The sequence below is a fragment of the Cupriavidus ulmosensis genome, assembly GCF_977008105.1.
This window is the reverse complement of record NZ_CDRMWP010000001.1, coordinates 3,340,439-3,364,899: the sequence shown is the minus strand read 5'-3', so window position 1 is coordinate 3,364,899 and position 24,461 is coordinate 3,340,439. Positions and strand designations below refer to the sequence as shown.

The following is a 24,461-nucleotide window of genomic DNA, read 5'->3' as shown; positions in this document are numbered from 1 at the left end:
GTATTCCCAGTTTGCACCTACTGGCAACTGCTCGCCGGCTACCAGCCCATTGCCACCTACATGGAAACCGATGAGGAGTTTCAGGTTTTGTGAGATCGGTTGCTTCTGTTCGCCCTTCGTCTTCACGCCGTCTTCGCGCTCGCCTGCAAGCCCTGAGAGAAGTCTCCATGGATCGGTACCTTAGAGTCAACTCGCTACAATGGCTTGCTTTCGTCGCCGTAGTCGGCGGATTCATTGATGTGCTGCTGATTCTGGCTGGTGCCAGCATAAGCACGGGCGTATTGCTGGCGCCAATTGTTGGCGTGGCGGTGATTCTTGCTTCCGGCGAGTTGTTTCTGAGTCTGGCTGGCGTAAGGTGGCTCACGGCTGCCATTCCCGGTGCGTTCGTCGTCGGGGTGGCCGTGACGGCCGTAGCGGTAATGGCGCTGGCCCAGTTGGCCGGGTTGGTCGCGCAGACGGGCTTCTTGCTGTGGATGGTGGTTGTCGTGGCCCTGTTTGCCGTGTATCGACCGAAGTGGCGGGCGCGGCCGGCGACTTCGTGGCTCGATGTCGGCGCGGCGGCGGGCTTTGCCATCCTGGCTGGTTATTTCTGTCGGGACGTCGCCGCGTTCCTCCCTTACGCGGGCAGTGGCGCGAGCTTCCCAGGGTGGTCCGACTACTATCTGCACGGGACTGTCATCGCCTCCTTCGGTGATCCCCTGGCAATCGCTCAGGGCGACATCTTCCTGGCACATGCAGGCCGGCCATTTTATCACTATGCTGCCTTCCTGCTACCGGCGGCCCTGCTGAAGTCATCCGGATTGCCAGGCCTCGGATTGGCCACGGCAATCCTGCTTCCGCTCGGACTTCTCGTTGCCATGCTGGGGGCCTATAGCATGGCATCTGAATTGTCGGCGAGGATGGTGGCCCTGGTGGCGGTCATGGCCGTGGCTTGTTTGCCGGACACATCGCATTACTGGATGCGGAGCGCCTTCTTCGGTTTTCACTGGATGCTCTATACCTCTCCCGGGTCGGGATATGCTCTGGGCGTTTCGGCGTTGTCGGCTACCTGCCTGTTGCATGGCTTCAGAACGGGGTCACGTGGATCCTTCGCCTTGAGCCTGCTGCTGCTGGTATTGTTGGCCATGTTTCGCATTCATTTCGTCATGCTGCTTTCGCCGGCCTGGGCGGGCACATTGCTGCTGGGGTGCTGGCGGGCACGTTCACAGTGGAAGGCACTGTTCGCATGCCTTCTTGGTGTCCTGGCATTCGCGCTGGCGATCGCCTTGCTCGTCTATAACGAAGCATGGCGCGATCTCGTGCAGCCTCAGGCCTATGTCGATGGCATGCTGAAATACGGCGAGTCATATTACTCGCAGCTGTACCACTTGCTGAGAGACACTGCTTCGCTGCCGGTGACATTGGCAGTTGGCGTAGCCCTGTTGATGGTGGCTGCTCTTGGCGTGCTTGCGGTTGCTTTCCCGGTTGTGGTCATCGTCTGGGCCCGCAGTGGCAGATGGGAGGCATTTGACTGGATGCCGTTGATGCTGTGTGGCACGTTTGCCCTCCTTGCCGTGATGATGCCGGTCGTGGCGAACACGGATCCATCCGAGTTCAAGCAACGGCATTTTGTTCTGCTTTACGCCTTTGTAGGATTGTGGACGGTCGCACGCATTCTGGCATTGATCGGCACGTATGCCAAGGTCGGCAGGCTACGGCAAGGCCCTGTCTGGGCAATATTCATGGTGGCCGTGCTGGCGGCGATGACGCTTGGCCACGAGTACAGGCCGGGGCAGGCATCCGTCGTTTACATGCCATGGGTGCAAGCCTTCTATGGTTTGAATATCGAACCCGGGATTGCACAGGCGGCCGCATATATTCGCAAGAATTCCGAACCTGGAGATACGCTCGCCATGGGTGGCCAGGCAGTGAAGGAAGACCTGCAGAGCCCTCTGGTCGAGTTGATCAGCATGGCTGACGTGCCTGCTTATCTAAGCCGGACAGATTTGCTGGAGAAAAAAGGTCCGGAGATGCAACGGATTGTGAAAGAGCGCCATGCACAGATCGAGGGAATCATCGGCGCGGATTCCTGGCGTTCCGCCTGCGAAGAGATGCACCGTAGCGGGATTCGCTGGTATATCGAGCAATCAGACGACAAGCCTGTCTGGGATCCGATGAAGCGTCTTGCCGTCTTTCGTTCTGCCAGGTTCGCGGTTTACGATGCCGGCGCGAAACAAGGCGCGGCTGATGGCCGTTGCAGCGCGCCGACGCGCTGAGCGCCCATGATGCCAGGCAATTTCTCGAAGCGTTCGATGTAGTCTACGCGGAAGGCATTGTCGTCGGCGGCGTGCCCGTCGTTGCCTGTGTCGCAAGCAGCGGCTGCCATTGCTGTACTACGTGCTCCAGCGAAAATCGCCTCGCCTTGGCTCGGGCGGCTTGCGCCAGCGATGCCGTTTTCTCCGGGTGGCGCATGAGAAGCGCCATCGCCGCCGCCAGCGCGGCGACGTCCCCGACCGGGACCACGGTCGCGTCTTTCCCCGCCGCGAACAGTTCCCTCGGCCCCGTCTCGCAATCCGTCGATACGACAGGCAAACCGAACGCCATCGCTTCCAGCAACACCAGCCCGAAGCCCTCGTAGCGCGAGCTCAGGCAGAAGAGCGCCGCGTTGCGGTAGTGCGATTCCACGTCTGTGCGTGTCCCCGGCATGCTGACCGAGCCAGCAATGTCCAACTCGTGGGCCAGCGATTCGAGCGCGGCACGTTCTTCGCCCTCACCGACGATCTCAAGCCGCCAGTCCGGGTGCCGGGGCGCAATCCATGCCCATGCATTCAGCAGCACGTCGAATCCCTTCGCATGCACCAGCCGGCCCACAGCCAGCACTGTTTTCGAATCGCGGCTGGCCGGCACCTCGGGAAATGGAAACGGCAGCGGGTTCGGAATGGCTTCGACACGGCAGCGCGGCGCCAGCGCGGTCAGCCACCGCTGCCGGTCGCGCTCCGTCAGCACCACCACCGCATCATCGAACCTCGCCGCCAGCCGCCGCGCAATCCGCCGCGCCGGCTTGCCGAGGTCCTCGTCGAAATGGCAGTGCTCCCAGGCAATCCGGCGCACGTTCAGCCCCAGCGTCGCCGGTAGCGTGAACAAGGTCAGCATGGTGTCGACGTCGATCAGCACGTCGATACCGTGTTGCCTGACAAAGCGCTGGATGCCGGACACCGTGGCCAAGTAAGCCCGCTTGAACGACGGCCGCTGCGCGAACAGCGCGTGGTGCCTGACCGCCGGATGCAGGGCAAAGCAACTGCGCTCGTCCCACAGGCTCAGGATCAGCACCGGATAGCCGCGCTCGGCGAGGGCGTTGGCGATGACCGCGGTCATCCGCTCGGCACCTGCAAAGGCGTTGAGCGTGCCGGTGAGAAAGCAGATCGTCGGCAGCGTCTTCATGAGGATGAGGCGGCGAGCGCGGGGGCTTTCCTGCTGCGCCACCACAGCCACAGCCCGAATGCCACGGCCACGGCATTGCCGGCCGTATAGCCTCCGACCGCGCCCCAGGCGCCGTAGGCGGGCACCGTCACGAGGTCGAAGGCCAGCGTGACGCCGAATACCACGCCCCACTTGATGGCGATCCATTCGGGGCGCCGCAGGTAGACCGGCAGCAGCGTCAGGCCGACGTCGGCGAAGATCAGCGTCGACGAGAGCGCGGCGGCGCGCAGCAGCGATGCGGAGGACGAGAACGCGTGGCCGTACAGCAACTGGACGATCCACGGCGCGCCGATGGCGATCAGGATCGCGCCGCAGAGGCCGATCGCGGTCATGCCGATGGCGATGCGGGCGATGTTGGCGCGCGCGGTGGCGAACTCGGCCTTGCCGTACACGTAGATCGGCGCGACGCCGGCGGCCAGGATGGTGGCCACGACGGTGTAGTTGTCGAGTATCTGCATGCAGGCCGCATACGCGCCGAAGTCGGCCAGCGTCACCGCGGGCTGCAGCACCAGCTGGTCGATCCGGCGCGCGCCCATCATCAGCATGAAGCTGACCCAGAACAGCGCGCCGTTGCGCATGAGTTCGCGGGTGAGCCCGAAGTCGTACCGCAGGGGGCCGCGCTCCGCATGCGTCAGGTAATAGAGGGCCAGCAGGCCGGCGAGGATGACCGCTTCGGCGGCGAAGGCGCCGGCGAAGCCCGGCACGCTGTGCGTGCCCGCGGCGAACAGGGCCGCCACGAGGCCGGCCTTGACGGCCAGCGATGCCAAGCTGAACAGGGTGTTGGGCCGGTTGTTGGTGTGGGCCTGCATCCAGGCCACCACGATGCCGAGCGGTTCGCGCAGCAGGATCGCGATGCCGAGCAGCAGCGCCGCGGCCCAGGTTTCGGCGGCGGGCCGCTGCAGCAGCAGGTAGCCGCACATCAGCAGGTAGCCGAGCACGGCGCCGCCGATCCGCAGCGAGAACGCGTGGGCAAGCAGCCGGTGCTGCGCCTGCGGCGATGGCGTGGCGACCAGCCTGGGCACGACGACTTCGCCGCCGCAGATCAGCGCGACCGAGGCGGCGATCAGCACCACGGCCTGCGCGTACTGGAAGTGGGCGAAGCCTTCGGGCCCGAGCGCGCGCGCGAGCATGGCGACGATGCCGATGCCGGCGGTGACCTGGATGCCGCGCTCGGCGAGCATCCAGAACAGGTTGCCTGCAACGCGGCGGCGCATCAGGCGGGCTCCGCGCGCCGCGCGCCGCGCGCGGGCGCGAGGCTGGCGTAGCAGTCCAGCCACTGGCGGGCGACCGCCTCGATGCCGAAGCGCGCGGCGATGCGCTGGCGGCGCGCGGCCTGGGCTTCGGGCGAGCCGGCGCCGGCCTCGAGCGCGCGGCGCATGGCGGCGGACAGGGCGGCGGCGTCGCCCCGTGGGACGATCTGTCCCGCATCGCCGAGCATGTCGGCGACGCCGGGCGCATCGGTGGAGACGACCGGGCAGCCGCATGCGAGCGCTTCGGCAATGACCAGCGGCATGCCTTCGATGCGCGAGGACAGGACGAACAGATCGGCCGCGCTCAGCAGTTCGGGAATGTCGCGCCGCATGCCCAGCAGCGTGGCGCGGCCGGTCAGCCCGAGCCGGTCGACGGCGCTGGCCAGCGCGGCACGCTCGGGGCCGTCGCCAGCGATCGCCAGGTGCGGCGTGCGGTCGGGTACCGTTGCCATGTCGAGGCGGCTGAACGCTTCGAGCAGGAGGTCCTGCGCCTTCTCCGGGACCAGCCTGCCGACATTGAGGACCAGCCTCGCGCCGGGCGCGAGGCCGAGGGCGGCGCGCGTGGCCTGCCGCAGTTCGGGCCGCGGCCGGAAGCGGTCGATGTCGATGCCGTTCGGCACCACGACGATGCGCTCGGGCCGCACCGCGCCGGCATCGATCATGCCCTGGCGCCCGTCGGCGCTGACGTGGGTGGTGAGCGTGGCCCAGCGGTCGGTCAGCCGGTAGGCGAGCATGCGCAGCCGGCCGCCTTCGCGAAAGCTGTGCGCGGTGCAGACCACCGGCGGCGTGCGCGCGATGCGCGTGAGCGCGCGCGCGAACACGTTGGCGTGGACCATGTGCGCATGGATGACGTCGGGCTGCCAGTCTTGCACGAAGCCGCGCAGGCGCCGCAGCGCGCGCGCCATCGACCACGGCGTCTTGCGCATGTCCAGGCAGAACTGGGTCGCCGCCTCGGGCACGTCGACCTCGCGGCCGGGCGTGAGGCTGACGACCGCCACCGCATGGCCGAGCGCGATGAACTGCCGTGCCAGCGCGGCCACCTGCTGTTCGGCACCGCCGAGTTTCAGGCCGGTGCCGAGCAGCAGGATGCGCATCGGCGGGCGGGGCTGGCCGGGATCGCGTGGCTGCTTCACCGCGCGCCATACCCCGTCAACAACGTCCGCAGCGTCTTCACCGCGATCAGCAGGTCCAGCGCGAACGAGCAGTGCTTGACGTAATACAGGTCGTAGCTGAGCTTGGTCACGGTCTCTTCGTGCGTGCCGACGTAGCCCTGCTGCACCTGCGCCCAGCCGGACAGGCCGGGCCGCACGAGATGGCGGTAGGGGTAATAGGCGATGGTGCGGGCGAACTCCTCGACCATCGGCACCTGCTCGGGGCGCGGGCCGATCAGGCTCATGTCGCCGGCCAGCACGTTCCACAGTTGCGGGATCTCGTCCAGGCGGTACTTGCGGATGACGCGGCCCACGCGGGTGACGCGCGGATCGCGGCGCGCGGCGAACTGCGCCGGGGCGCCGGCGTCGTATCCCATGCTGCGGAACTTGAGCATGGTGAACGGCTTGCCGAACAGGCCGACGCGGGCCTGGCGGAACAGCACCGGGCCCGGCGACTCCAGCCGGATGGCGAGGCCCACGACGAGGCTCACGGGCAGCGCGACAGGCGCCAGGCACAGCACGGCGGCGAGGTCGATCGCGCGCTTGGCGAAGCTGTAGAAATAGTGGGCGGCGTAGTCGTCGAGGAAGTTCTCGTCGATGTGGGCCAGGCCGACGCGGCCGGTGAGCATTTCGCCGATGCGCTCCACCGAGTACATGCGCACGTGGCTGAGCTTGAACTGGGCCAGCACGCGGGTGCGCTCGGGGTCGGCGGTGGCGTTGCGGTCCAGCATGAGGCCGTCGCAATGCACGGCTTCGTCGAGCGAGCTGATGGCCTGGAAGCGCGTGGGGCTGGCCGGCGCGGCGCCGGGCATGGCGAGGATGCGTTCGAGCTGCGCCAGCGTGGCGGCGTCGGTGTAGCCGAACACCGGCACGTAGTTGCGCACGAAGCGGCGGTAGCCGAACCAGATCCAGCCCAGCGTGGTGAGGTAGCTGAGCAGCAGCGCGCCGCGCGAGTATTCGAGGTGGAACGCGGCGAAGCCGAACAGCAGCGCGGCGAAGGGCAGCGTGGCGGCGAGGCCGACCAGGCTGTTGCCTTCCATCGCCGGCAGGTGCAGCGAGCGGTGCAGCAGCACGAAGGCGGACAGGTAGGGCAGCACCGACCACAGCAGCGTGCGGCTGAACACATGCGTGACCAGCCCGGCGTGGCGGGCGAACTCGGCCAGCGCGGCGTTGAGGCCGAACAGCAGCAGGCCGAACAGCGCCCACACCAGCATGCGGCTGGCGCGGCGAATGGTTTCCGATCCCCGCGAACGGGGTAATTGGGCGGCGCGGCTCACGCTGTGGCTCTTGTTCATGTTCCGCTCGCTTTGCTGCGGGCCGCCGCGCGCGCGGCGGGGCGCCTGCCGGCCAGTGCCTGCTGGTAGACCGCCCAGGTGGCTTCGGCCATCGGCGCGAGGCCGAATTCGCGCGCCCAGCGCGCGCGCGCGGCCTGCCCGAGCGAGGCGCGCAGGCCGGCATCGCCGGCCAGCCGTTGCAGCGCGGCGGCCCAGGCTGCCTCGTCGTTGCCGGGCACCAGCAGGCCGCAGGCGCCGTCTTCGAGCTGCTCGCGGATGCCGGGCAGGTCGCTGGCGGCGACCGGCAGGCCCGCGCGCATGGCTTCCAGCACCGACAGCGGGAAGCCTTCGTGGTCGGAGGCCAGCATGAAGGCCTGGGCCGACGCCAGCAGCGCCGGCACGTCGGCCACCGCGCCGGCGAAGCGGACCCGGCCGGGCGCCACGGCTTCGGCCAGAGTACGCAGGGCATCCAGTTGCGGGCCTTCGCCGGCGATCACCAGTTCGCAATCGGGCAGCGCGGCGTGCGCGAACGCGCGGATCGCCAGGTCGGCGCGCTTGGGCGCGGCCAGGCGCGCCACCATGACGATGCGGCGCAGCGGCGCGTGCGGCGCGGCGCGCGCCGGCGTGTCGGCGATGCCGTTGCGGATCACGCTGATGCGCGACGCGGCGATCGGCAGCGACGCGGCCAGCTCGCGCTCGGCCTGCGCCACGCAGATCAGGCGCGTGGTGAGCGGGGCCAGCAGCCATTCCGCCGCGCGCGCGGCCAGGCGCTGGCGCGCGGGCGCGGCGGCCTTGAAGGCGAAGCCGTGCACGGTATAGACCACCGGCACGCCGAGCAGCCAGCCGGCCACCCGGCCGAGCGCGCCGGCCTTGGCGCTGTGCGTGTGGATCAGGTCGGGCGCGGCGGCGCGCAGCGCGCCCAGCAGTTGCCGGAACGCGGCCAGCGCGCGCAGCGGCGACAGCGCGTTGTCCAGCAGCGGCAGGCGCACGGTGCGCGCGCCCGCGGCGCGGGCGTGGTCGAGCAGCGGGCCGTTGCCGCCGGCCAGCAGCGTCGGCTCGATCCTGCCGCGCAGGGCCGTCAGCAGGTCGGCGACGTGCGTCTGCGCTCCCCCGATCTCGGAGTTCGTGATCAGGTAGGCAACGCGCGGACGGGAAGCGGGCAGGGAAGGTGGCACGGGCAAGGCACTAGGGGCGGCGCGCCGGCAGTGGGCCGGCGCGTCCGCGGCGCCGATTTTTTCCGGCACAGCCGCACGATTATAACTGGCGCGTCATCCGCATTCCGGCAAAATACGGACTTTGGCGCGTTTGCCGCCGGCCCGCGGGCCGGTGCCGCCGCCGCGCACCGCCGGCCATTCAATCGACCACTCTCAGGATGTGACCCATGCAAGCTGATCCTTCCATTTTCAAGGCCTACGATATTCGCGGCATCGTTGGCAAGACCCTGACACGCGACGTGGCGCGCGCGATCGGCTTGTCCTTCGGCTCGGCCGCCGCCGAGCAGGGCGAGCGCGCGGTGGTGGTCGGCCGCGACGGGCGCCTGTCCGGGCCGGATCTGCTGGGCGGTCTGGTCGAGGGGCTGCGCGCCGCGGGCGTGGACGTGATCGACCTGGGCATGGTCGCCACGCCGATGGTCTACTTCGGCACCAACATCGAGCTGGCCGGCCGCCGCGCCGCCTCCGGCATCATGGTCACCGGCAGCCACAACCCGCCCGACTACAACGGCTTCAAGATGGTGCTCGGCGGCAAGGCCATCTACGGCGAACAGATCCAGGCGCTGCGCCAGCGCATCGAAGCCGGCCGGTTCGCCAGTGGGGCCGGCAGCTACGAGCAGGTCGACGTCCGCCAGCAGTACCTCGACCGCATCACCGGCGACGTCAAGCTGGCGCGCCCGATGAAGATCGCGCTGGATGCCGGCAACGGCGTGGCCGGCGCCTTCGTCGGCGACCTGTTCCGCGCGCTCGGCTGCGAGGTCACGGAGCTGTTCTGCGAGGTGGACGGCAATTTCCCCAACCACCATCCCGATCCGGCCCACGTGGAGAACCTGCAGGACCTGATGCGCTGCCTGCGCGAGACCGACTGCGAGCTGGGCCTGGCCTTCGACGGCGACGGCGACCGCCTTGGCGTCGTGACCAAGGACGGGCAGGTGATCTTCCCCGACCGCCAGTTGATGCTGTTCGCCGAGGAGATCCTGGCGCGCAACCCGGGCCAGCAGATCATCTACGACGTCAAGTGCACCGGCAAGCTGGCGCCTTGGATCCGCCAGCATGGCGGCGAACCGCTGATGTGGAAGACCGGCCACTCGCTGGTCAAGGCCAAGCTCAAGGAAACCGGCGCGCCGCTGGCCGGCGAGATGAGCGGCCACGTGTTCTTCAAGGACCGCTGGTACGGCTTCGACGACGGCCTGTACACCGGCGCGCGCCTGCTCGAGATCCTCTCGAAGCACGCCGACCCGAGCGCGGTGCTCAATGCGCTGCCCAACTCCAACTGCACGCCCGAGCTGCAGCTCAAGTGCGCCGAGGGCGAGGCCTTCACGCTGCTCGACCAGATCCGCGCCAACGCGAAGTTCGACGGCGCGCGCGAGGTCATCACCATCGACGGCGTGCGCGTGGAATACGCCGACGGCTTCGGCCTGGCACGCCCGTCCAACACCACGCCGGTGGTGGTGATGCGTTTCGAAGCCGACAGCGATGCCGCGCTGGCCCGCATCCAGGCCGAGTTCAAGCGCGTGATCCTGGCTGAAAAGCCGGACGCGCAACTGCCGTTCTGAGCGGATGTCGCTGACCGCGCCCGCGAAGGGCGGAACGAGCAATGCGGGTGCGACGGGCGTAACGGGCGCGACAGGCGCCGCAGGTGCGGTCGGCGAAGCCGCCGCGCCCTACGCGCTGCCCGCAAGGCCGCGCATCCTGGTGGTCAAGGTCTCGTCGCTGGGCGACGTGGTGCACAACATGCCGCTGGTGCATGACCTGCGCGCGCGCTGGCCGGAGTGCGAGATCGACTGGGTGGTCGAAGAAGGCTATGCCGACCTGGTGCGCCTGCTGCCCGAGGTGCGCCGGGTGATTCCGTTCGCGCTGCGGCGCTGGCGCAAGCGCGTCTACCAGGGCGCGGCCTGGCGCGAGATCGGCGCCTTCCGCCGCGCGCTGCGCGAGCAGGCCTACGATGCCGTGATCGAAACCCAGGGCCTGCTCAAGACCGCTGTGGTGGCGCGCGTGGCGCGCCGCCACCCGGGCGCGCCGGTGATCGGGCTGGGCAACGCCACGCAGGGCTCGGGCTACGAGCCGGCCGCGCGGCTGTTCTATACCGACCCGGTGACCGTGCCGCTGCAGACCCATTCGGTGCGGCGCTCGCGCTTGCTCGGCGCGGCGCTGACCGGCATCGCGCCGCCCGGGCCGCCGCGCTTCTTCGGCCCCGGCGCGCGCAGCCTGCATGTCGACGATCCGCTGTGGGCCGCTTTGCCCGCGCGCTACGCGGTGTGCTTCCATGCCACCGCCGGCGCGAAGAAACGCTGGCCGCTGGCAAGCTGGCACGAACTCGGCCGCCGCCTGGCGGACGAGGGGCTGACCGTGCTGCTGCCGTGGGGCAGCGAGGCCGAGCGGCGCGCGGCGCAGGAGATCGCCGCCGGCGTGCCGGGCGCGCAGGTGCTGCCGCGCTTTTCCGTGATGCAGGGCTTCGGGCTCATCAACCGGGCCGAAGTGGTGATCGGCGTCGACACGGGGCTGGTCCATATCGCCGCCGCGCTGTGCCGGCCTACCGTGGAAATCTATACCGCCACGTGGCGCTGGAAGACAGAAGGCTACTGGTCGGACAGCATCGCCAATGTGGGCGACGACGGCGTGGTGCCGACCGTCGACGAGGTGCATACCGCGGCCCGGCGCGTGCGCGGAGTGGTGGCCTGATGCTGCGTGCCCTCTACAATCTGCTGTGGCTGGTGGCGCTGCCGGTGGCGTTGCTGCGCCTGGTGTGGCGCGCGCGCAAGGAGCCCGGTTACGTGCAGCACGTGGGCGAGCGCCTGGGCGCCTATGGCAAGCTGCCCGCGGCTGGTCCCTGGCTGTGGGTCCACGCCGTGTCCGTCGGCGAGACGCGCGCGGCCCAGCCGCTGATCGAAGCGCTGCTGTCGCAGTATCCGGCTCATCGCCTGCTGCTCACGCACATGACGCCCACGGGCCGCCAGACCGGCGCCCAGCTGTTCGGCGCGCAGCCGCGCGTGACCCAGTGCTACCTGCCCTATGACCTGCCCTGGCTGGTACGGCGCTTCCTGCGCTACTTCCGGCCGGCGGCGGGCATGCTGATGGAAACCGAGGTCTGGCCCAGCCTGGTGCGCGGCGCGCGCCTGGAGGGCGTGCCGCTGCTGCTGGTCAATGCCCGGCTGTCGCCGCGCAGCTACCGGCGCACCGCGCGCTTCGGGCGGGCCGCCACGGCGATGTACCGCGATTTCACCGAAGTGCTGGCGCAGACGCAGGGCGATGCCGAGCGCTTCCGTGCGCTTGGCCTGCCTTCCGTTGCCGTCACCGGCAATCTCAAGTTCGACATGCAGCCGTCCGAAGCCGGCCTGCGGCGCGGCCGCCTGCTGCGCGCGGGGTTTGGCGGGCGCGCCGTGTTCGCCGCCACCAGCACGCGCGACGGCGAGGAGGCGCTGGTGCTGGAAGCGTTCGCACGCTGGCAGGCGCTGGCCGCGGCGGCGCTCGCAGCCGTGCCGCGCCCGGCCTTGCTGCTGGTGCCGCGCCATCCGCAGCGCTTCGACGAGGTCGCGGCGCTGGTGGCGCGCCACGGGTTCTCGCTCCAGCGCCGCAGCGCGCTTGGCGACGCCGCCGGCTGGGAACAGTCGGGTTTGCCGGAGCCGGTCACGGCGGACGTGCTGCTGGGCGACTCGATGGGCGAGATGGCGCAGTATTTCGCCGCCTCCGATATCGCCTTCATCGGTGGCAGCCTGCTGCCGCTGGGCGGCCAGAACCTGATCGAGGCCTGCGCGGCCGGCACGCCGGTGCTGATCGGCCCGCACACCTTCAACTTCGCGCAGGCGACCGAAGACGCCATCGCCGCCGGGGCCTGCCGGCGCGTGGCCGATGCCGACGACCTGATGCGCACGGCCGCGGCGGTGCTGGGCGATGCGCCCGGGCTGGCCGCCATGCGCGATGCCGCGCGCGCGTTCTCGGTGCTCCATCGCGGCGCCACGCAGCGGACCCTGGCCGCGCTGGCGCAGGTGATCCGCGCGGCGCGCTAGCGCAGGGCGCGGCATGTAGGCCGATGCCCGATGGGCCGCCGCCGCGCGCTTCGCTACACTGTTCCGCGTGAGGGCCGCTCCCGCGGCCCGCCGCAGGGCGGCGCGGGCAGGCCAGGCCGCACGCCCCCGGAACAGGAGCTACCAGATGCAGAATCCGCGGAATACCCGCCATCGTCACGTCCGCATGCCGGCCATGCGGGCAGCGCGCGCCGCCTCGGCCTTGCTGCTCGCCGCCGTCCTGGGCGCCTGCGCCACCGGCGCCGCGTCCGATTCGCCCGGCGCCGGCGCCAGCCTCAACCAGGCGCAGAGCGGCGGCCCCGGCCGCTGGGAACTGGTGCGCTGGCAGCAGCCGGACGGCACGCTCAGGCCGGTTCCGCATGGCGACAACGGCCAGCCCATCATCTTCGAGTTCAACCGCGGCATCGATGCCGCGCAAGGCACGGTGAGCGGCTACAGCGGCTGCAACCGCTTCACCGGCGGCTACGGCAAGACCGGGTCCGGCATGCGCTTCGACCGCCTGGCCGGCACGCGCATGGCCTGCATGCCGCCGCGCGGCGAGTTCGAAGCCGCGCTGCTCAAGGCCATGCAGTCGCCGTTCACCACCGTGGGCACGCAGCCGTCGGCGGGATCGACGGGGCGCCAGATCGTCTGGAAGACCGCCGACGGCGACCTGCTGCAGTTCGTCGAGCGCGAAGGGGTAGGCCGGCGCGGCGCCAGGGTCGACGCGCAGCAGGCGGGCGGCGTGGAAAAGACCGTCTACGTGGACTCGCAGCGCGTGGCGTGCAGCGGCATGGGCCGGCAGACCTGCTATCGCGTGAGGGAGAATCCGGACGGGCCGTGGTCGCTCTGGTACGGGCCGATCGAAGGGCTCGATTTCGAGCCGGGCGTGGCATACACGCTGCGCGTGCGGGAGACGCGGGTGGAGAACCCGCCCGCGGACGCTTCATCGATCCGCTGGCAACTGCTGGGCGTGGAGGCGCGCACGCGGGCGAATTGAGCTTGGGAGATGGACGCCCCCCGCGGCGTCAGATGTTCAGCTACGCGGCGCCTGCGCGCCCGCAATGGCTTCCCGCCGCGACGCGGGCCGCCGGCCGGCCGGTGCGCTCGCTGGCGCCGCCGTGCCCAGCTTTGCCCTCTCCGGCAACTTGTACATGGACCCCGGCACCGAAGTCAGCAGCGTATTGATCTGCACCACGTCGTCCTCGGCCAGCGCGCCGGTGGCCGCCTTCAGGCGCAGGCCGTTCATGATGGTGTCGTAGCGCGCCTTGGCCAGGTCGCGGCGGGTGGAGTACAACTGCGCTTCGGCGTTCAGCACGTCGATGTTGATGCGCACGCCCACCTCGTAGCCGAGCTGGTTGGATTCCACCGCGCTTTGCGCCGAGTGCTCGGCGGCTTCGAGCGCCTTGACCTGGGCCAGGCCGTTGGACACGCCGGAGTAGCTCTGGCGCGCGCTCTGGGCGGCGGTGCGGCGCGCGAACTCGAGGTCGCTGGCGGCCTTGTCGGCCAGCGCGATGGTTTCGCGCACGCGCGACTGGATCTGGCCGCCGCTGTAGATCGGCACGTTGAGCTGCACGCCGATCTGGCCGCTGTTGTAGCGGCTGGCGACGTTGACGGTCTGCGTGGTGGTGCCGGTGGAGTTGTTGAAGCCGTAGGAGGCGACCAGGTCGACCGTGGGCAGGTGGCCGGCGCGCGCCTTGTTGTATTCGCGCTGGGCCGTGTCGAGGTTGTAGCGGGCCAGGCCGACCTGCGGGTTGGTGTTCTCGGCCTGGCTGGCCCAGGTGTTCACGTCGGCCGGCATCGGGCCCGGCAGTTCGGCGGCGGGGCGCAGGCCGAGCAGTTCGTCGACGGGCTTGCCGGTGATCTGCTGCAGGTTGGCGCGCTTGATCTCGAGGTCGCTCTGCGCCGCGATCTCGGTGGAGATGGCGAGGTCGTAGCGGGCCTGGGCGTCGTTGGCGTCGGTGATGGTGGCGGTGCCGACCTCGAAATTGCGCTTGGCCTGCGCCAGCTGCTCGGCGATGGCCTTTTTCTGCGCGCCGGCCAGGTAGAGGTTGTCCTGCGAGGCCAGCACGTCGAAGTAGGCCTGCGAGGTGCGCGTGATGAGGTCGAGCTGCGCCTGGCTGAAGCTGACCTCGCCGGCCAGCGCGGCGAGCTCGCCCTGCTTGTAGGTTTCCCAGCGGTCCCAGCGGAACAGCGGCTGGGTCAGTTGTAGCGCCCAGTTGTTGCCGTTGAGGAAGCGGTCGCCGACGACCGGCGCGGACTGGTCGACCTTGGTGCGCGAGGCGCCCACCGCGCCGGCGATCTGCGGCAGCAGGCCGGCGCGCCCTTGCGGCAGCTTTTCCTGGCTGGCGGCGAGCTGCGCGCGCGCGCTGGCGAACTGCGCGTCGTTGGCCTGGGCATCGCGGTAGACCTGGAGCAGGTCGTCGGCGCCATGCGCGGCCGGCAGGTACAGCAGCGCGAGCAGCGGGGCCGCCAGTGCCAGGCGCGTCGCGGGCAGGCCACGCGCGGGGAACAGCGCAAACCTCAGCGCAAACCTCATGACATCTCCAGTCGGCCGGCCGGCGGGCGCGGCTTGCGTTTGCATCGATCAGCGTTCAAGGGGAGCGGCGCCGCCAGCCTGCCGGCGCCGCGATAAAGGACCAAAAAGGATGAAAGCGACTGCTGCGCGGTCAGTACTTCGGCATGGCCGGGTCTACCTGGCTGGCCCAGGCATCGATGCCGCCGCTCAGGTTGTAGACCTTGCCGAAGCCTTGCCGCTCGAGGAAGCCGGCCACCTGCATGCTGCGCATGCCGTGGTGGCAGATGCAGACGATGTCGGCGTCCTCGTCGAGCTCGGCGGCGCGCGCCGGGATCTGGCCCATCGGGATATGGGTGATGCCGGGCATGGCGCAGGTCTGCACCTCCCAGCCTTCCCGCACGTCGAGCAGCACCGGCGCCGGGCGGCCGGCGTCGGCCAGCCACTGCGCGAGTTCGGGAGCGTTGATGACCTGCATGTGGCCTGTCCCGTTCAGAAGTGGAAGCGCGACGGCTGCTCGGCGCCGGTCAGCGGCGCGACCACGGTCTCGAACAGGTTGACGGTCTTGTATTCGGTCTCGCTCACGCGCGTGATGATCTGCGCTTCCATCGCGGGCTGCGTGCCGACGAAGGCGGCGATGCGCCCGCCGACCTTGACCTGCGACAGGATCGAGGCCGGCACCGAGGGCAGGGCGCCGGAGATGCAGATCACGTCGTAAGGCGCGCCCGCGGCCCAGCCGGCGGCGGCATTGCCTTCGGCCACGTCGACGTTGGTCACGCCGGCGTCGGCGAGGTTCTTGCGGGCCAGCGCGGCCAGCTCCGGCAGGATGTCCACGGTCAGCACGTGGCGCGCGCGGTGGGCCAGCAGGGCGGCCATGTAGCCGGAGCCGGCGCCGATCTCGAGCACCTGCTCGTGCTTGCGCACGGCGAGTTCCTGCAGGATGCGGGCCTCGACGCGCGGCGCCAGCATGTTCTGGCCGCCCGGCAGGGGGATTTCCATGTCGACGAAGGCCAGCGCGGCATACGCCTGCGGCACGAATTGTTCCCGCTTGACCACGGCCAGCAGGTCCAGAATTTCCTGGTCCAGCACATCCCACGGGCGGATTTGCTGTTCGATCATATTGAATCGGGCTTTCTCGAGATCCATCTTGCCATTCCTTCCAGTGCCAACCGCTAGTTCAGTTCTGAGTCCGGCCGCGCGGTGCAAGGGGCCGGGGAAATCCATCCAAACCTGGGATTTTAACCCCTCGCCAAGGCAGTTGCGCGACGCGCATGGGCCGATTTGTGGCTCGCATGCCGCAATCCGGCCATCCCGTCGCCGCGGCAGCGCTCTCGTGCTGGCCGTCCGCGCCGGTATCCGGTGGCGCCGCTGCGCGCGATGTCCTGGCCGGCGCGCCTCGCCTCGCCCGCGCGCACCAGCGCCCGCCGCATCTCGCCCGAGACCTTGTCCTCGCCCTTGTGCGAGGCCCGGCTGCGCTTCCCGCACCGGATCATTCGGTCTCCGGCGACCGCGCCGGCGGGGCCGCCGCGTCCTGCTGCGTCTGGGTCCGCTCCAGCGCTGCGCGTTGTTCCTGCTGTTCCTGCAGCATCAATTCCCAGACGTAGGGCCCGACCTTGGGCGGCAGCGGCGTATCGCGCGCCGCGCCCGTGGTCAGGCCGAACAGCAGCATCTGCAGCAGGTTGTCGATGAACGCCTCGGGATCGATCTCGAGGTTCGAGAACGTCCCGAACCCGCGCTGCCACAGCATAAGGAACATCAGCGGCGCGCAGATCAGCGAGCTGGTGGGGTTGGCTGGCACCGCGCGCAACTCGCCGCGCGCCGTGCCGCGCGCCAGCACGCGGGCGAACAGCTCGTCTCCCGGCACCGTCACTTCCTCGTGGTAGAAGCGGGCGATGTCGGGGAAGTGATTCGCCTCGGCCATGATGAGCTTGGTCAGCCCCGCCACCGGCGTGGCGCCGATCAGGCCCCACCAGCCGCGCAGCAGTTCGCGCAGCAGCTCGGCGGTGCTGCCTTCGAAGCGCTCCACCAGGTCGACCCCGCGGGCCAGCGCGGGCCCCAGGTTCTCCCGCACCACCGTCTTGAACAGCTCTTCCTTGTTGGCAAAGTACAGATACACCGTGCCCTTGGACACGCCCGCCGCCGCCGCGACATCTTCCAGGCGGGTGGCGGCGTAGCCGCGTTCGACAAACAGCTCGAGCGCCGCGGCCACCAGTTCCTGCGGGCGCGCGGCCTTGCGGCGGGCCCAGCGCTTGGGGTTCGCCGCGGCTTGATTCTGGTCTGGGGACTTGTTCACTTGGGGCGCGGCGCGCCTGGGCCGGCGCGTTCTTGGCGAGACATGTCGATAAATAACCCTTGGGTCAGTAATGTAGTGGAGCGGAGGGGAGGCGGTCAAGCCGGCATGCGCGCCATCGCCACCCCGTCCGAGGGGTGCCGCGGCGCGGTGCGACGCAACAGGCTTGGGGCACAATACGGCCTGCCGGATCCGCTCCGTGCCCGAACCTTTGCCATGTCCGCCCAGCCTGAATTCTCCTGCCGCCCCGATTGCGGCGCTTGCTGCACCGCGCCGTCGATCACGTCGCCCATCCCCGGCATGCCGCATGGCAAGCCGGCCGGCGTGCCGTGCGTGCAGTTGCTGCCGGACCGCCGCTGCGCGATCTTCGGGCAGCCTTCGCGGCCGGCGTTCTGCGCGGGGCTCAGGCCCGCCGCCGACATGTGCGGCACCTCGCGCGGGCAGGCGCTGGCATGGCTGGCGCGCCTGGAGGCCGCCACGGCGCCCGCGCCGGACGCCGCGGTTCGCCGAATGCAAGGAAACCAATGATGGTCACGATGACTCGCCGGCGCTGGCTGGCAGCAACCGGCACCGCCGCGCTCGCCGCCGCGATGGCGGGCTGCGCCATGTTCGGCAACGACTACACCTTCTCGCAAAGCCAGTTGCAGGCCGCGCTGGAGCGCAAGTTTCCGTTCAACAAGCGCTACATGGAGCTGTTCGACATCCAGCTCGCCAACCCGCGCCTCACGCTCGACGCCGAGCGCAACCGCGTGAACGTGCAGTTCGACGCCACCATCGACAACCGCCTGTTCTTCAGCCAGCCGCTGGCCGGCCGCTTCGCGCTCGACAGCGGCCTGCGCTACGACGCGCCCAGCCGCTCGCTGGTGCTGCAGGACCCGCAGGTGCAGCAGTTCGACGTCAGCGGCCTGCCGCAGCAGTTCACGCGCCAGCTCAACGCGCTGGGCGGCATCCTGGCCGAGCAGTTGCTGCAGGGCTATCCGCTCTATACCTTCCGCCCCGACCAGTTGCGCCTTGCCGGCAGCAGTGTCGAGCCCGGTACAATCACCGTCTTGCCGGACGGGATCAACGTCAAGATCAACCGCCCGTGAGCGTCGCGCGCGGCTGACCGCGGGCGCGTCCGCGGCGTCTTCATGGCGCGGCGGTTTTCCCCTGGCGGCCTTTCGACGATTCTCCGGTTTCTTTCCTTTTCATTCCTTCGCCCCAACCAACCAGCATGGATATTGCGCTCGCCCTGAAAGCCGTGATCCTCGGCATCGTCGAAGGACTGACCGAGTTCCTGCCCATCTCCAGCACCGGCCACCTGATCCTGGCCGGCCAGCTGCTCGACTTCAACGACGAGAAAGGCAAGATCTTCGAAATCGTGATCCAGTTCGGCGCCATCCTCGCCGTGTGCTGGGAATTCCGCCACCGCATCACCAGCGTGGTGGGCGGGCTGGCCAGCGACGAGAAGGCGCGCCGCTTCGCCGTCAACGTGATCGTCGCCACGGTGCCGGCGATCGTGCTGGCGCTGGTGTTCGGCAAATGGATCAAGGCCCATCTGTTCAACCCGGTCACCGTGGCCACCGCCTTCATCGTCGGCGGCGTGGTGATCCTGTGGGCCGAATGGCGCGAGGCGCATCGCGGCCGCGTCTCGCACCCGGCCGGCAACGCGCTGCTGGAAGCCGCCAAGGCCGGCGCGCCGCGCATCGAGTCGGTGGACGACCTCAACTGGCGCGACGCCGTCAAGGTCGGCCTGGCGCAATGCTTCGCGCTGATCCCGGGCACCTCGCGCTCCGGCGCCACCATCATCGGCGGCATGCTGTTCGGGCTGTCGCGCCAGGTGGCGACCGAGTTCTCGTTCTTCCTGGCGATCCCGGTGATCTTCGGCGCCACCGTCTACGAGCTGTACAAGGCCCGCGCGCTGCTGTCCGCCGACGATCTCGGCGTGTTCGCGGTCGGCTTCGTGTTCGCGTTCCTGTCGGCCTTCCTGTGCGTGCGCTGGCTGCTGCGCTTCGTCGCCACCCACGACTTCAAGCCGTTCGCGTGGTACCGCATCGTGTTCGGCGTGATCGTGCTGATCACCGCCTACACGGGGATGATCGCCTGGCACGCCTGAAGCGGGCGGCTGGCGCGAGCGCAAAAAAAAGCGTGGCTGCAAGTAGCCACGCTTTTTTTCATCGGCTCGACGCCAGGCCCATTTCAGGCCCGCTTCAGGCCTGTTCTAGGCCCGCTTGCGGAACACGACATCCCACACCCCGTGCCCGAGCCGCACGCCGCGGCGCTCGAACTTGGTGACGGGGCGATAGTCCGGCCGCGGCGCGAAGCCGCCCGGCGCATCCGAAGTGTTCTCCAGCGCCGGCTCGCCCGACAGCACTTCCACCATCTGGTGGGCGTACTCCTCCCAGTCCGTCGCGCAATGCAGGTAGCCGCCCGGCTTGAGCCGGCTGGCCAGCAGCTTCACCAGCGGCGGCTGCACCAGGCGGCGCTTGTTGTGGCGCTTCTTGTGCCAGGGATCGGGGAAGAAGATGTGCACGCCGTCCAGGCAGCCGTCGGTCAGCATGTGCGCGATGACCTCGACCGCATCGTGCGGCATGATCCGCACATTCTCGATGCCGCGCTCGCCGATCAGCTTGAGCAGCGCGCCCACGCCCGGCTCGTGCACCTCGCAGCCCAGGAAGTTGTCCTGCGGGCGCAGCTGCGCGATATGCGCGGTGGTCTCGCCCATGCCGAAGCCGATCTCCAGGATCGCCGGCGCGGCGCGGCCGAACGTGGCTTCCCAGTCCAGCGGCTGCGGCGCGTAGGGCAGGATGAAACGCGGGCCCAGGTCGTCGATGGCGCGCTGCTGCCCGGTGGAAGTCCGCCCCGCGCGGCGCACGAACGAGCGGATGCGGCGCGGATGCGCCACGGCGGCGGCCTGGTCGGGCGCGTTGCCGGCATCGTCGGCCGGCGTCGGGTCGGAACTGGGGTCTTGGGGAAGCATGGCAACAAAAAAGCCGCCGGGCGAAGCCTGGTCGGTCGATGACCAGGTGGCGAAGGCGGCTCGTCTCAATTCGAGGTGGAGCGGGCGATGGGAATCGAACCCACGTCTTTAGCTTGGGAAGCTAAGGTAATGGCCATTATACGACGCCCGCTAAGGCATGACAGGCGCGGATTCTAGCATAACTCGCGCATGGGAAGCATCGGCGCGACCTGCGCCGTTGGCCCGTGAGCCGATGGTGCCGGCGTCGGGCCCGGCGTCATGTACCTTGATGCCATCGGCGTCTTGCGCCGGTCGGCTTGTCCGCCTTGGCAATGGCCTGATCCGGATGCGAATATCCCCTGCCTCGGCGTCACGATTCCTTACAGTCGGCGTGCGCTCGGGCCGGTATTCTCCGCATCAAGCACACCTTCGAGAATAGACACCATCATGAAATCCCTTCTTGCCTTGTTCATTGCCTGCGGTGCCCTGCTCAGCGGCTGCGTGGTGGCGCCGTATGACGACCACGGCGGTGGTCAGGGCAACGGCGGCTGTCCTCCCGGACAGGCGAAGAAGGGGAATTGCCGCGTGGATCAGTACGGCAACGAATCGTTCTGCCCGCCCGGGCAGGCGAAGAAGGGCCGCTGCTGACGCGGGTATCCGGCGGCGCGCTTGCGCGCGCCGGACCAAGGCACGTCACGCCGCCTGGGCCGCCATGCGCGGCTGCCCTGTTTCCGCCGCGCGCGCCTGCTCCCGGCCACCGCCGCCAACGCGGAACACCGCCACCGCCGCCGACAGCCTGTGCGCCTGCTCTTCCAGCGAGCCGGCCGCGGCGGCGGCCTGTTCGACCAGCGCGGCGTTCTGCTGCGTCACTTCGTCCATCTGCGCCACGGCGATGTTGACCTGGTCGATGCCGCTGCTCTGCTCGGCGGAGGCGGCGGCGATCTCGTTCATGATGTCGCTGACGCGGGTGATGGCGCCGACGATCTCGGTCATGGTCGAGCCGGAGCGCTCGACCAGTTGCGCGCCGGCTTCGACGCGCGTGGTGGAGGCGCCGATCAGGCCCTTGATTTCCTTGGCCGCGCCGGCGCTGCGCTGCGCCAGCGAGCGGACTTCGCCGGCGACCACCGCGAAGCCGCGGCCCTGCTCGCCGGCGCGGGCGGCTTCGACCGCGGCGTTGAGGGCGAGGATGTTGGTCTGGAAGGCGATGCTTTCGATCACGCCGACGATGTCGCCGATCGGCCAGACTACTTCCGGCGTGTCCCCAATGCAGCACGAGGCCTCCGGTCCGTGCCAACGGCCTCGTGTCACGACTAGATATCGAGGTCGATGCCGACGGGAAGGGCTTGTTACAATGCCCGCTTTATCAAGAACGGGCAGTTCCCCAATGAGCAGAACCCTCGACCATGTGTACATACTGGCCATGATTCTCCTAACTACCTACAGTCAGGTGGTCATGAGGTGGCAGGTTGGACTGGCGGGCGCTTTGCCAGATGGCATCGCGGGGAAGATCGCATTCGTTGCCGGATTGCTCATCAACCCGTGGGTGCTGACGACTTTGCTCGCGACATTTCTGGCAGGGGTCGTGTGGATGTTGGCGCTCTCGAAATTCGAGTTGAGCTATGCGTATCCGTTCGTGAGCATCGTATATTTGCTCGTGCTTGCCTCCGGCGTCGTGTTTTTCCATGACGACCTTAGTTGGGGGCGCGTGATCGGCACGGTTGTGGTGCTGCTTGGCGTGGTGATCATCGCCCGGGCCGGCTAATGCGCGGATCGCGCAGTTTCCACGATCCAGCCGGAAAAGATGACCAGGCCATAAACAGATACAGCAGACACAGCGAAGATACGGCGGAAATGGCCGCCGCTCAGGTTCGCGCGCCGTCCTCTCGGCCGGCGTCAGTTGACGCCACCAGGATCTGTCCCGGCAGTTCGCCGGTCGCGCATTCCCCGTTCCATACGCATTTCCCGTTCACCCACACGCCGACGATGCCTTCGCTGGCCTGCACGGGCGCGTCGAAGGTCGCGCGGTCGGTCACTGTCTGCGGATCGAATACGACGAGGTCGGCGTACATGCCGGGGCGCAGCAAGCCGCGATCCGACAGGCGGTAGTACCGTGCCGCCAGCCCGGTCATCTTGTGAACCGCCGTCTCCAGCGGCAGCAGGCCGCGTTCGCGCACCTGGCTGGCCAGTACCCGCGTGAAGGTGCCCCATTGGCGTGGATGCGGGTGCTTGTCGAAGGGCAGGCCATCGGACCCCACCATGCATCGCGGATCGGCCAGGATGCGGTCGACGTCTTCTTCGCTCATCAGGAAATAGATCGCGCCGGCCGGAGCAAGGCGCACCAGCATCTGCTGGTCGTCGAGGCCCAGCTCGCGCTGGAGGTCATCGAAGTCGCGGCCCTGCGCGCCGGGGTAGCCGTCCGACCATGTGATCATCGTGCGCCGGGCCAGGCGCACGCGATCGAGCCGCAGCATCGTGGAGGTGGCGGGATACGGGTGGCAGTCCAGGCATACCGGCTGGAGCGCCGCGGCCTGGCCGATGCGGGCAAGCGTTGCCGCCGAGCGCCCGTGATTGCGTTCGCCGGCCAGCTTGTGGTGGGAGAACACGACGCGGCTGCCAAGCGACTGGCCGATCGCCAGGGCTTCTTCAATCGCGGCATCGATGTGGTCGGCCTCGTCGCGCAGGTGCGTGGCATAGATGCCGCCGCGCTTGCGCAACGGGGCGCCGACGTCGATGATTTCCTGCGTCGACGCGTGCGTGGCGGGCGGATAGAACGTGCCGGTCGAGAGGCCGAAAGCGCCTGCGTCCAGCGCTTCGGACAACAGTTCGCGCATTTGCGCGCGTTCCTGCGGCAAGGCGGGCCGGTCGAGATCGTCCATCACCGCCACGCGCAGCGTGGTATGGCCCGCCAGCGGTATCACGTTCACGGCCGCGGGCTGCGCGCGCAGGGCGGCGAGCCAGTCCGCGAATCTCGGGAAACGGAACAGCTCTCGCGGTCCAAGCAGGTCCAGCGGCTGCGGCAGCCGTGGCCTTGCCGGAGAGGGCGCCAGGCTGATGCCGCAATTTCCCGTGACCACGGTGGTAATCCCCTGCGATACCTTGGGGACCATGTCCGGATGCGCGATCAGATAGCCGTCGTCGTGCGTGTGCGAGTCGATGAAGCCCGGGGCGACCGCCATGCCGGCGATGTCGAGCACCGGCGCGTCGGCATGCAGCGTGCCGGGCGCGCCAATCGCAGCGATGCGCTCGCCTTCGATCAGGAGGTCGGCCGCGCGTGGCGGGGAGCCGCTGCCGTCGATCAGCATGCCTGCGCGCAGCAGCAGTCGTGTCGAAGCCGTGAGGGGTTGCGGCATGTCCATCAGTCCAGTTTCTCGATGTGCGCCTGTTCGATCAGCTGCCCCCAGCGCCTGGTTTCCTCGTCGATGACGTGCTGGAAATCGGCGGAACTGCCGCCGGCGGGAACCGCGCCCAGCTTGTTCAGGCCGTCGCGCACCGAATCCGTTTTCAGCGCGGCGTTTGCCGCCTGATTTATCTTGCTGACAATGTCCGCGGGCGTGCCGCGTGGCGCGACGATGCCACCCCACGCCACGGTCTGGTAGCCCTTCAGCCCGGCTTCGTCCAGCGTCGGCACATCGGGCAGGATCGGCAGCCGCCTGGGGCTGCTGACCCCCAGCGCCCGCACCTTGCCGGCGGCGATCTGCGGGCCGACTTCCGAGGTATTGGCGAAGAGATAGTCGATGCGTCCGCCCAGCAAGTCCTGCAGTGCGGCGGGGCCGCCGTTGTACGGCACGAACAGCACGTCGATTTTCGCCATTCGCTTGAAGAGCTCGCCGCCGAGGTGGCCGGTGGTGCCGATGCCCGGCGCGCCGAACGACAGGGTACCCGGCGCCTTGCGCGCTGCCTCGATCAGCGCCGCCGCGCTCTGGAAGGGGGCGTCCTTGCGGACAATCAGCACGTTGTAGAGATCGAACGCGTGGACGACCGGCACCAGATCGCGATCCACATCGTAGGGCAGCTTCTTGAACAACGACCGATTCACCGCGAGCGTGTTGACGTTGCCGTAACCGACGGTATAGCCGTCGGCAGCCTTGTTCTTGATCTGCAGGATGCCGATGTTGCCGGCGGCACCCGGGCGGTTCTCGATCACCACCGGCACGCCCAGGGTCTTGGTCATCTCATTGGTGACGATGCGGGACAGCACGTCCGGCGAGCCGCCCGCGGCGGAGGGGATCACAAAGGTCAGGGGTTTTTCGGGCCAGGCCGCCAGCAGGGGCGTGGACAGCAGCAGGCTCATGGCGACGACGGACAAGCGCGTCGAAAGGCGAAAGGAGGGCATTCGGCATCCTTGCGGAAAAGGTGGATGTGCGGGGCA

At 68.9% G+C, this 24,461-nt stretch carries 21 protein-coding genes, 1 tRNA gene and 2 pseudogenes; 10 read left to right on the top strand and 14 right to left on the bottom strand.

Annotated elements, in window-relative coordinates; genetic code table 11:
• The first annotated feature begins 167 nt into the window (after positions 1-167).
• On the top strand, positions 168-2,255 hold the full coding sequence (locus ACWTPI_RS15510; protein WP_454732081.1) for a hypothetical protein: 2,088 nt from the start codon (positions 168-170) through the stop codon (positions 2,253-2,255).
• 43 nt (positions 2,256-2,298) lie between these two features.
• Here ACWTPI_RS15510 and ACWTPI_RS15505 read toward each other — a convergent pair whose 3' ends face one another.
• Genes ACWTPI_RS15505 through ACWTPI_RS15485 form a run of 5 tightly spaced genes read right to left on the bottom strand, consistent with a single transcriptional unit; the run spans position 2,299 to position 8,315 of the window.
• Positions 2,299-3,420: a glycosyltransferase family 4 protein gene (locus ACWTPI_RS15505; protein WP_454732080.1), complete on the bottom strand. Its 1,122-nt coding sequence runs from the start codon at positions 3,418-3,420 to the stop codon at positions 2,299-2,301.
• Positions 3,417-4,673 carry a lipopolysaccharide biosynthesis protein gene (locus tag ACWTPI_RS15500; RefSeq protein ID WP_454732079.1) on the bottom strand — a complete coding sequence of 419 codons (1,257 nt, stop codon included), beginning with the start codon at positions 4,671-4,673 and terminating at the stop codon, positions 3,417-3,419. Before ACWTPI_RS15500 ends, ACWTPI_RS15505 begins: the two co-directional genes overlap by 4 nt.
• Positions 4,673-5,803: a glycosyltransferase gene (locus ACWTPI_RS15495; RefSeq protein ID WP_454732487.1), complete on the bottom strand. Its 1,131-nt coding sequence runs from the start codon at positions 5,801-5,803 to the stop codon at positions 4,673-4,675. Before ACWTPI_RS15495 ends, ACWTPI_RS15500 begins: the two co-directional genes overlap by 1 nt.
• 35 nt (positions 5,804-5,838) lie before the next feature.
• The gene (locus ACWTPI_RS15490; protein WP_454732078.1) at positions 5,839-7,155 is read right to left on the bottom strand and encodes a sugar transferase; all 1,317 of its coding nucleotides are present in this window, start codon (positions 7,153-7,155) and stop codon (positions 5,839-5,841) included.
• The gene (locus ACWTPI_RS15485; protein ID WP_454732077.1) at positions 7,152-8,315 is read right to left on the bottom strand and encodes a glycosyltransferase family 4 protein; all 1,164 of its coding nucleotides are present in this window, start codon (positions 8,313-8,315) and stop codon (positions 7,152-7,154) included. The genes ACWTPI_RS15490 and ACWTPI_RS15485 overlap by 4 nt, the downstream gene beginning before the upstream one ends.
• 200 nt (positions 8,316-8,515) lie before the next feature.
• On the opposite strand from ACWTPI_RS15485, the gene ACWTPI_RS15480 reads away from it, so the two are divergent.
• From ACWTPI_RS15480 to ACWTPI_RS15465, 4 genes are all read left to right on the top strand, one after another.
• A complete protein-coding gene (locus ACWTPI_RS15480; RefSeq protein ID WP_059411166.1) occupies positions 8,516-9,901 on the top strand; it encodes a phosphomannomutase/phosphoglucomutase in 1,386 nt (461 codons plus the stop codon).
• A 4-nt stretch (positions 9,902-9,905) separates the two neighbouring features.
• Entirely contained in the window at positions 9,906-11,027 is a 1,122-nt protein-coding gene (waaC, locus tag ACWTPI_RS15475) for a lipopolysaccharide heptosyltransferase I (protein ID WP_454732076.1), read from the top strand.
• Positions 11,027-12,352, top strand: coding sequence for a lipid IV(A) 3-deoxy-D-manno-octulosonic acid transferase (gene waaA, locus ACWTPI_RS15470; protein WP_454732075.1), 1,326 nt, complete (start codon positions 11,027-11,029; stop codon positions 12,350-12,352). Before waaC ends, waaA begins: the two co-directional genes overlap by 1 nt.
• Positions 12,353-12,536: 184 nt before the next feature.
• Complete coding sequence (locus ACWTPI_RS15465) at positions 12,537-13,349, top strand: META and DUF4377 domain-containing protein (protein WP_454732486.1); 813 nt, start codon at positions 12,537-12,539, stop codon at positions 13,347-13,349.
• A 36-nt stretch (positions 13,350-13,385) separates the two neighbouring features.
• On the opposite strand, the gene ACWTPI_RS15460 is transcribed toward ACWTPI_RS15465, so the two are convergent.
• The 4 genes from ACWTPI_RS15460 to ACWTPI_RS15445 form a co-directional block, all read right to left on the bottom strand.
• On the bottom strand, positions 13,386-14,888 hold the full coding sequence (locus ACWTPI_RS15460; RefSeq protein ID WP_454732074.1) for a TolC family outer membrane protein: 1,503 nt from the start codon (positions 14,886-14,888) through the stop codon (positions 13,386-13,388).
• A 130-nt stretch (positions 14,889-15,018) separates the two neighbouring features.
• The gene (locus ACWTPI_RS15455; RefSeq protein ID WP_020204229.1) at positions 15,019-15,342 is read right to left on the bottom strand and encodes a rhodanese-like domain-containing protein; all 324 of its coding nucleotides are present in this window, start codon (positions 15,340-15,342) and stop codon (positions 15,019-15,021) included.
• 14 nt (positions 15,343-15,356) lie between these two features.
• Positions 15,357-16,010, bottom strand: a complete 654-nt coding sequence (locus tag ACWTPI_RS15450; RefSeq protein ID WP_029043861.1) for a protein-L-isoaspartate O-methyltransferase family protein — start codon at positions 16,008-16,010, stop codon at positions 15,357-15,359.
• Between the two features lie 343 nt (positions 16,011-16,353).
• Positions 16,354-17,157 carry a TetR/AcrR family transcriptional regulator gene (locus ACWTPI_RS15445; protein ID WP_454732073.1) on the bottom strand — a complete coding sequence of 268 codons (804 nt, stop codon included), beginning with the start codon at positions 17,155-17,157 and terminating at the stop codon, positions 16,354-16,356.
• A gap of 213 nt (positions 17,158-17,370) precedes the next feature.
• Here ACWTPI_RS15445 and ACWTPI_RS15440 point away from each other — a divergent pair, with 213 nt between their 5' ends.
• From ACWTPI_RS15440 to ACWTPI_RS15430, 3 genes are all read left to right on the top strand, one after another.
• The gene (locus tag ACWTPI_RS15440; protein WP_059411189.1) at positions 17,371-17,682 is read left to right on the top strand and encodes a YkgJ family cysteine cluster protein; all 312 of its coding nucleotides are present in this window, start codon (positions 17,371-17,373) and stop codon (positions 17,680-17,682) included.
• Positions 17,682-18,242, top strand: a complete 561-nt coding sequence (locus ACWTPI_RS15435; protein WP_020204233.1) for a DUF1439 domain-containing protein — start codon at positions 17,682-17,684, stop codon at positions 18,240-18,242. Before ACWTPI_RS15440 ends, ACWTPI_RS15435 begins: the two co-directional genes overlap by 1 nt.
• Positions 18,243-18,367: 125 nt before the next feature.
• Positions 18,368-19,249: an undecaprenyl-diphosphate phosphatase gene (locus ACWTPI_RS15430; RefSeq protein ID WP_020204234.1), complete on the top strand. Its 882-nt coding sequence runs from the start codon at positions 18,368-18,370 to the stop codon at positions 19,247-19,249.
• Positions 19,250-19,354: 105 nt separating this feature from the next.
• Here the strand turns inward: ACWTPI_RS15430 and trmB are convergent.
• Positions 19,355-20,217: pseudogene (gene trmB, locus ACWTPI_RS15425) on the bottom strand (tRNA (guanosine(46)-N7)-methyltransferase TrmB).
• Positions 20,190-20,264, bottom strand: a tRNA-Gly gene (locus tag ACWTPI_RS15420). The pseudogene trmB and the gene ACWTPI_RS15420 overlap by 28 nt, the downstream one beginning before the upstream one ends.
• Before the next feature lie 275 nt (positions 20,265-20,539).
• On the opposite strand from ACWTPI_RS15420, the gene ACWTPI_RS15415 reads away from it, so the two are divergent.
• The gene (locus ACWTPI_RS15415) at positions 20,540-20,740 is read left to right on the top strand and encodes a hypothetical protein (protein WP_043366939.1); all 201 of its coding nucleotides are present in this window, start codon (positions 20,540-20,542) and stop codon (positions 20,738-20,740) included.
• A 45-nt stretch (positions 20,741-20,785) separates the two neighbouring features.
• Here ACWTPI_RS15415 and ACWTPI_RS15410 read toward each other — a convergent pair.
• Positions 20,786-21,328 (bottom strand): annotated as a pseudogene (locus ACWTPI_RS15410) (methyl-accepting chemotaxis protein); the annotation flags it as partial.
• Positions 21,329-21,476: 148 nt separating this feature from the next.
• Between ACWTPI_RS15410 and ACWTPI_RS15405 the strand changes: the two are divergent.
• Positions 21,477-21,854, top strand: a complete 378-nt coding sequence (locus tag ACWTPI_RS15405; protein WP_454732072.1) for a hypothetical protein — start codon at positions 21,477-21,479, stop codon at positions 21,852-21,854.
• A gap of 100 nt (positions 21,855-21,954) precedes the next feature.
• Here ACWTPI_RS15405 and ACWTPI_RS15400 read toward each other — a convergent pair whose 3' ends face one another.
• On the bottom strand, positions 21,955-23,442 hold the full coding sequence (locus ACWTPI_RS15400; protein ID WP_454732071.1) for an N-acyl-D-amino-acid deacylase family protein: 1,488 nt from the start codon (positions 23,440-23,442) through the stop codon (positions 21,955-21,957).
• A 5-nt stretch (positions 23,443-23,447) separates the two neighbouring features.
• Positions 23,448-24,425, bottom strand: coding sequence for a Bug family tripartite tricarboxylate transporter substrate binding protein (locus ACWTPI_RS15395; protein ID WP_059411232.1), 978 nt, complete (start codon positions 24,423-24,425; stop codon positions 23,448-23,450).
• Between the last annotated feature and the right edge of the window lie 36 nt (positions 24,426-24,461).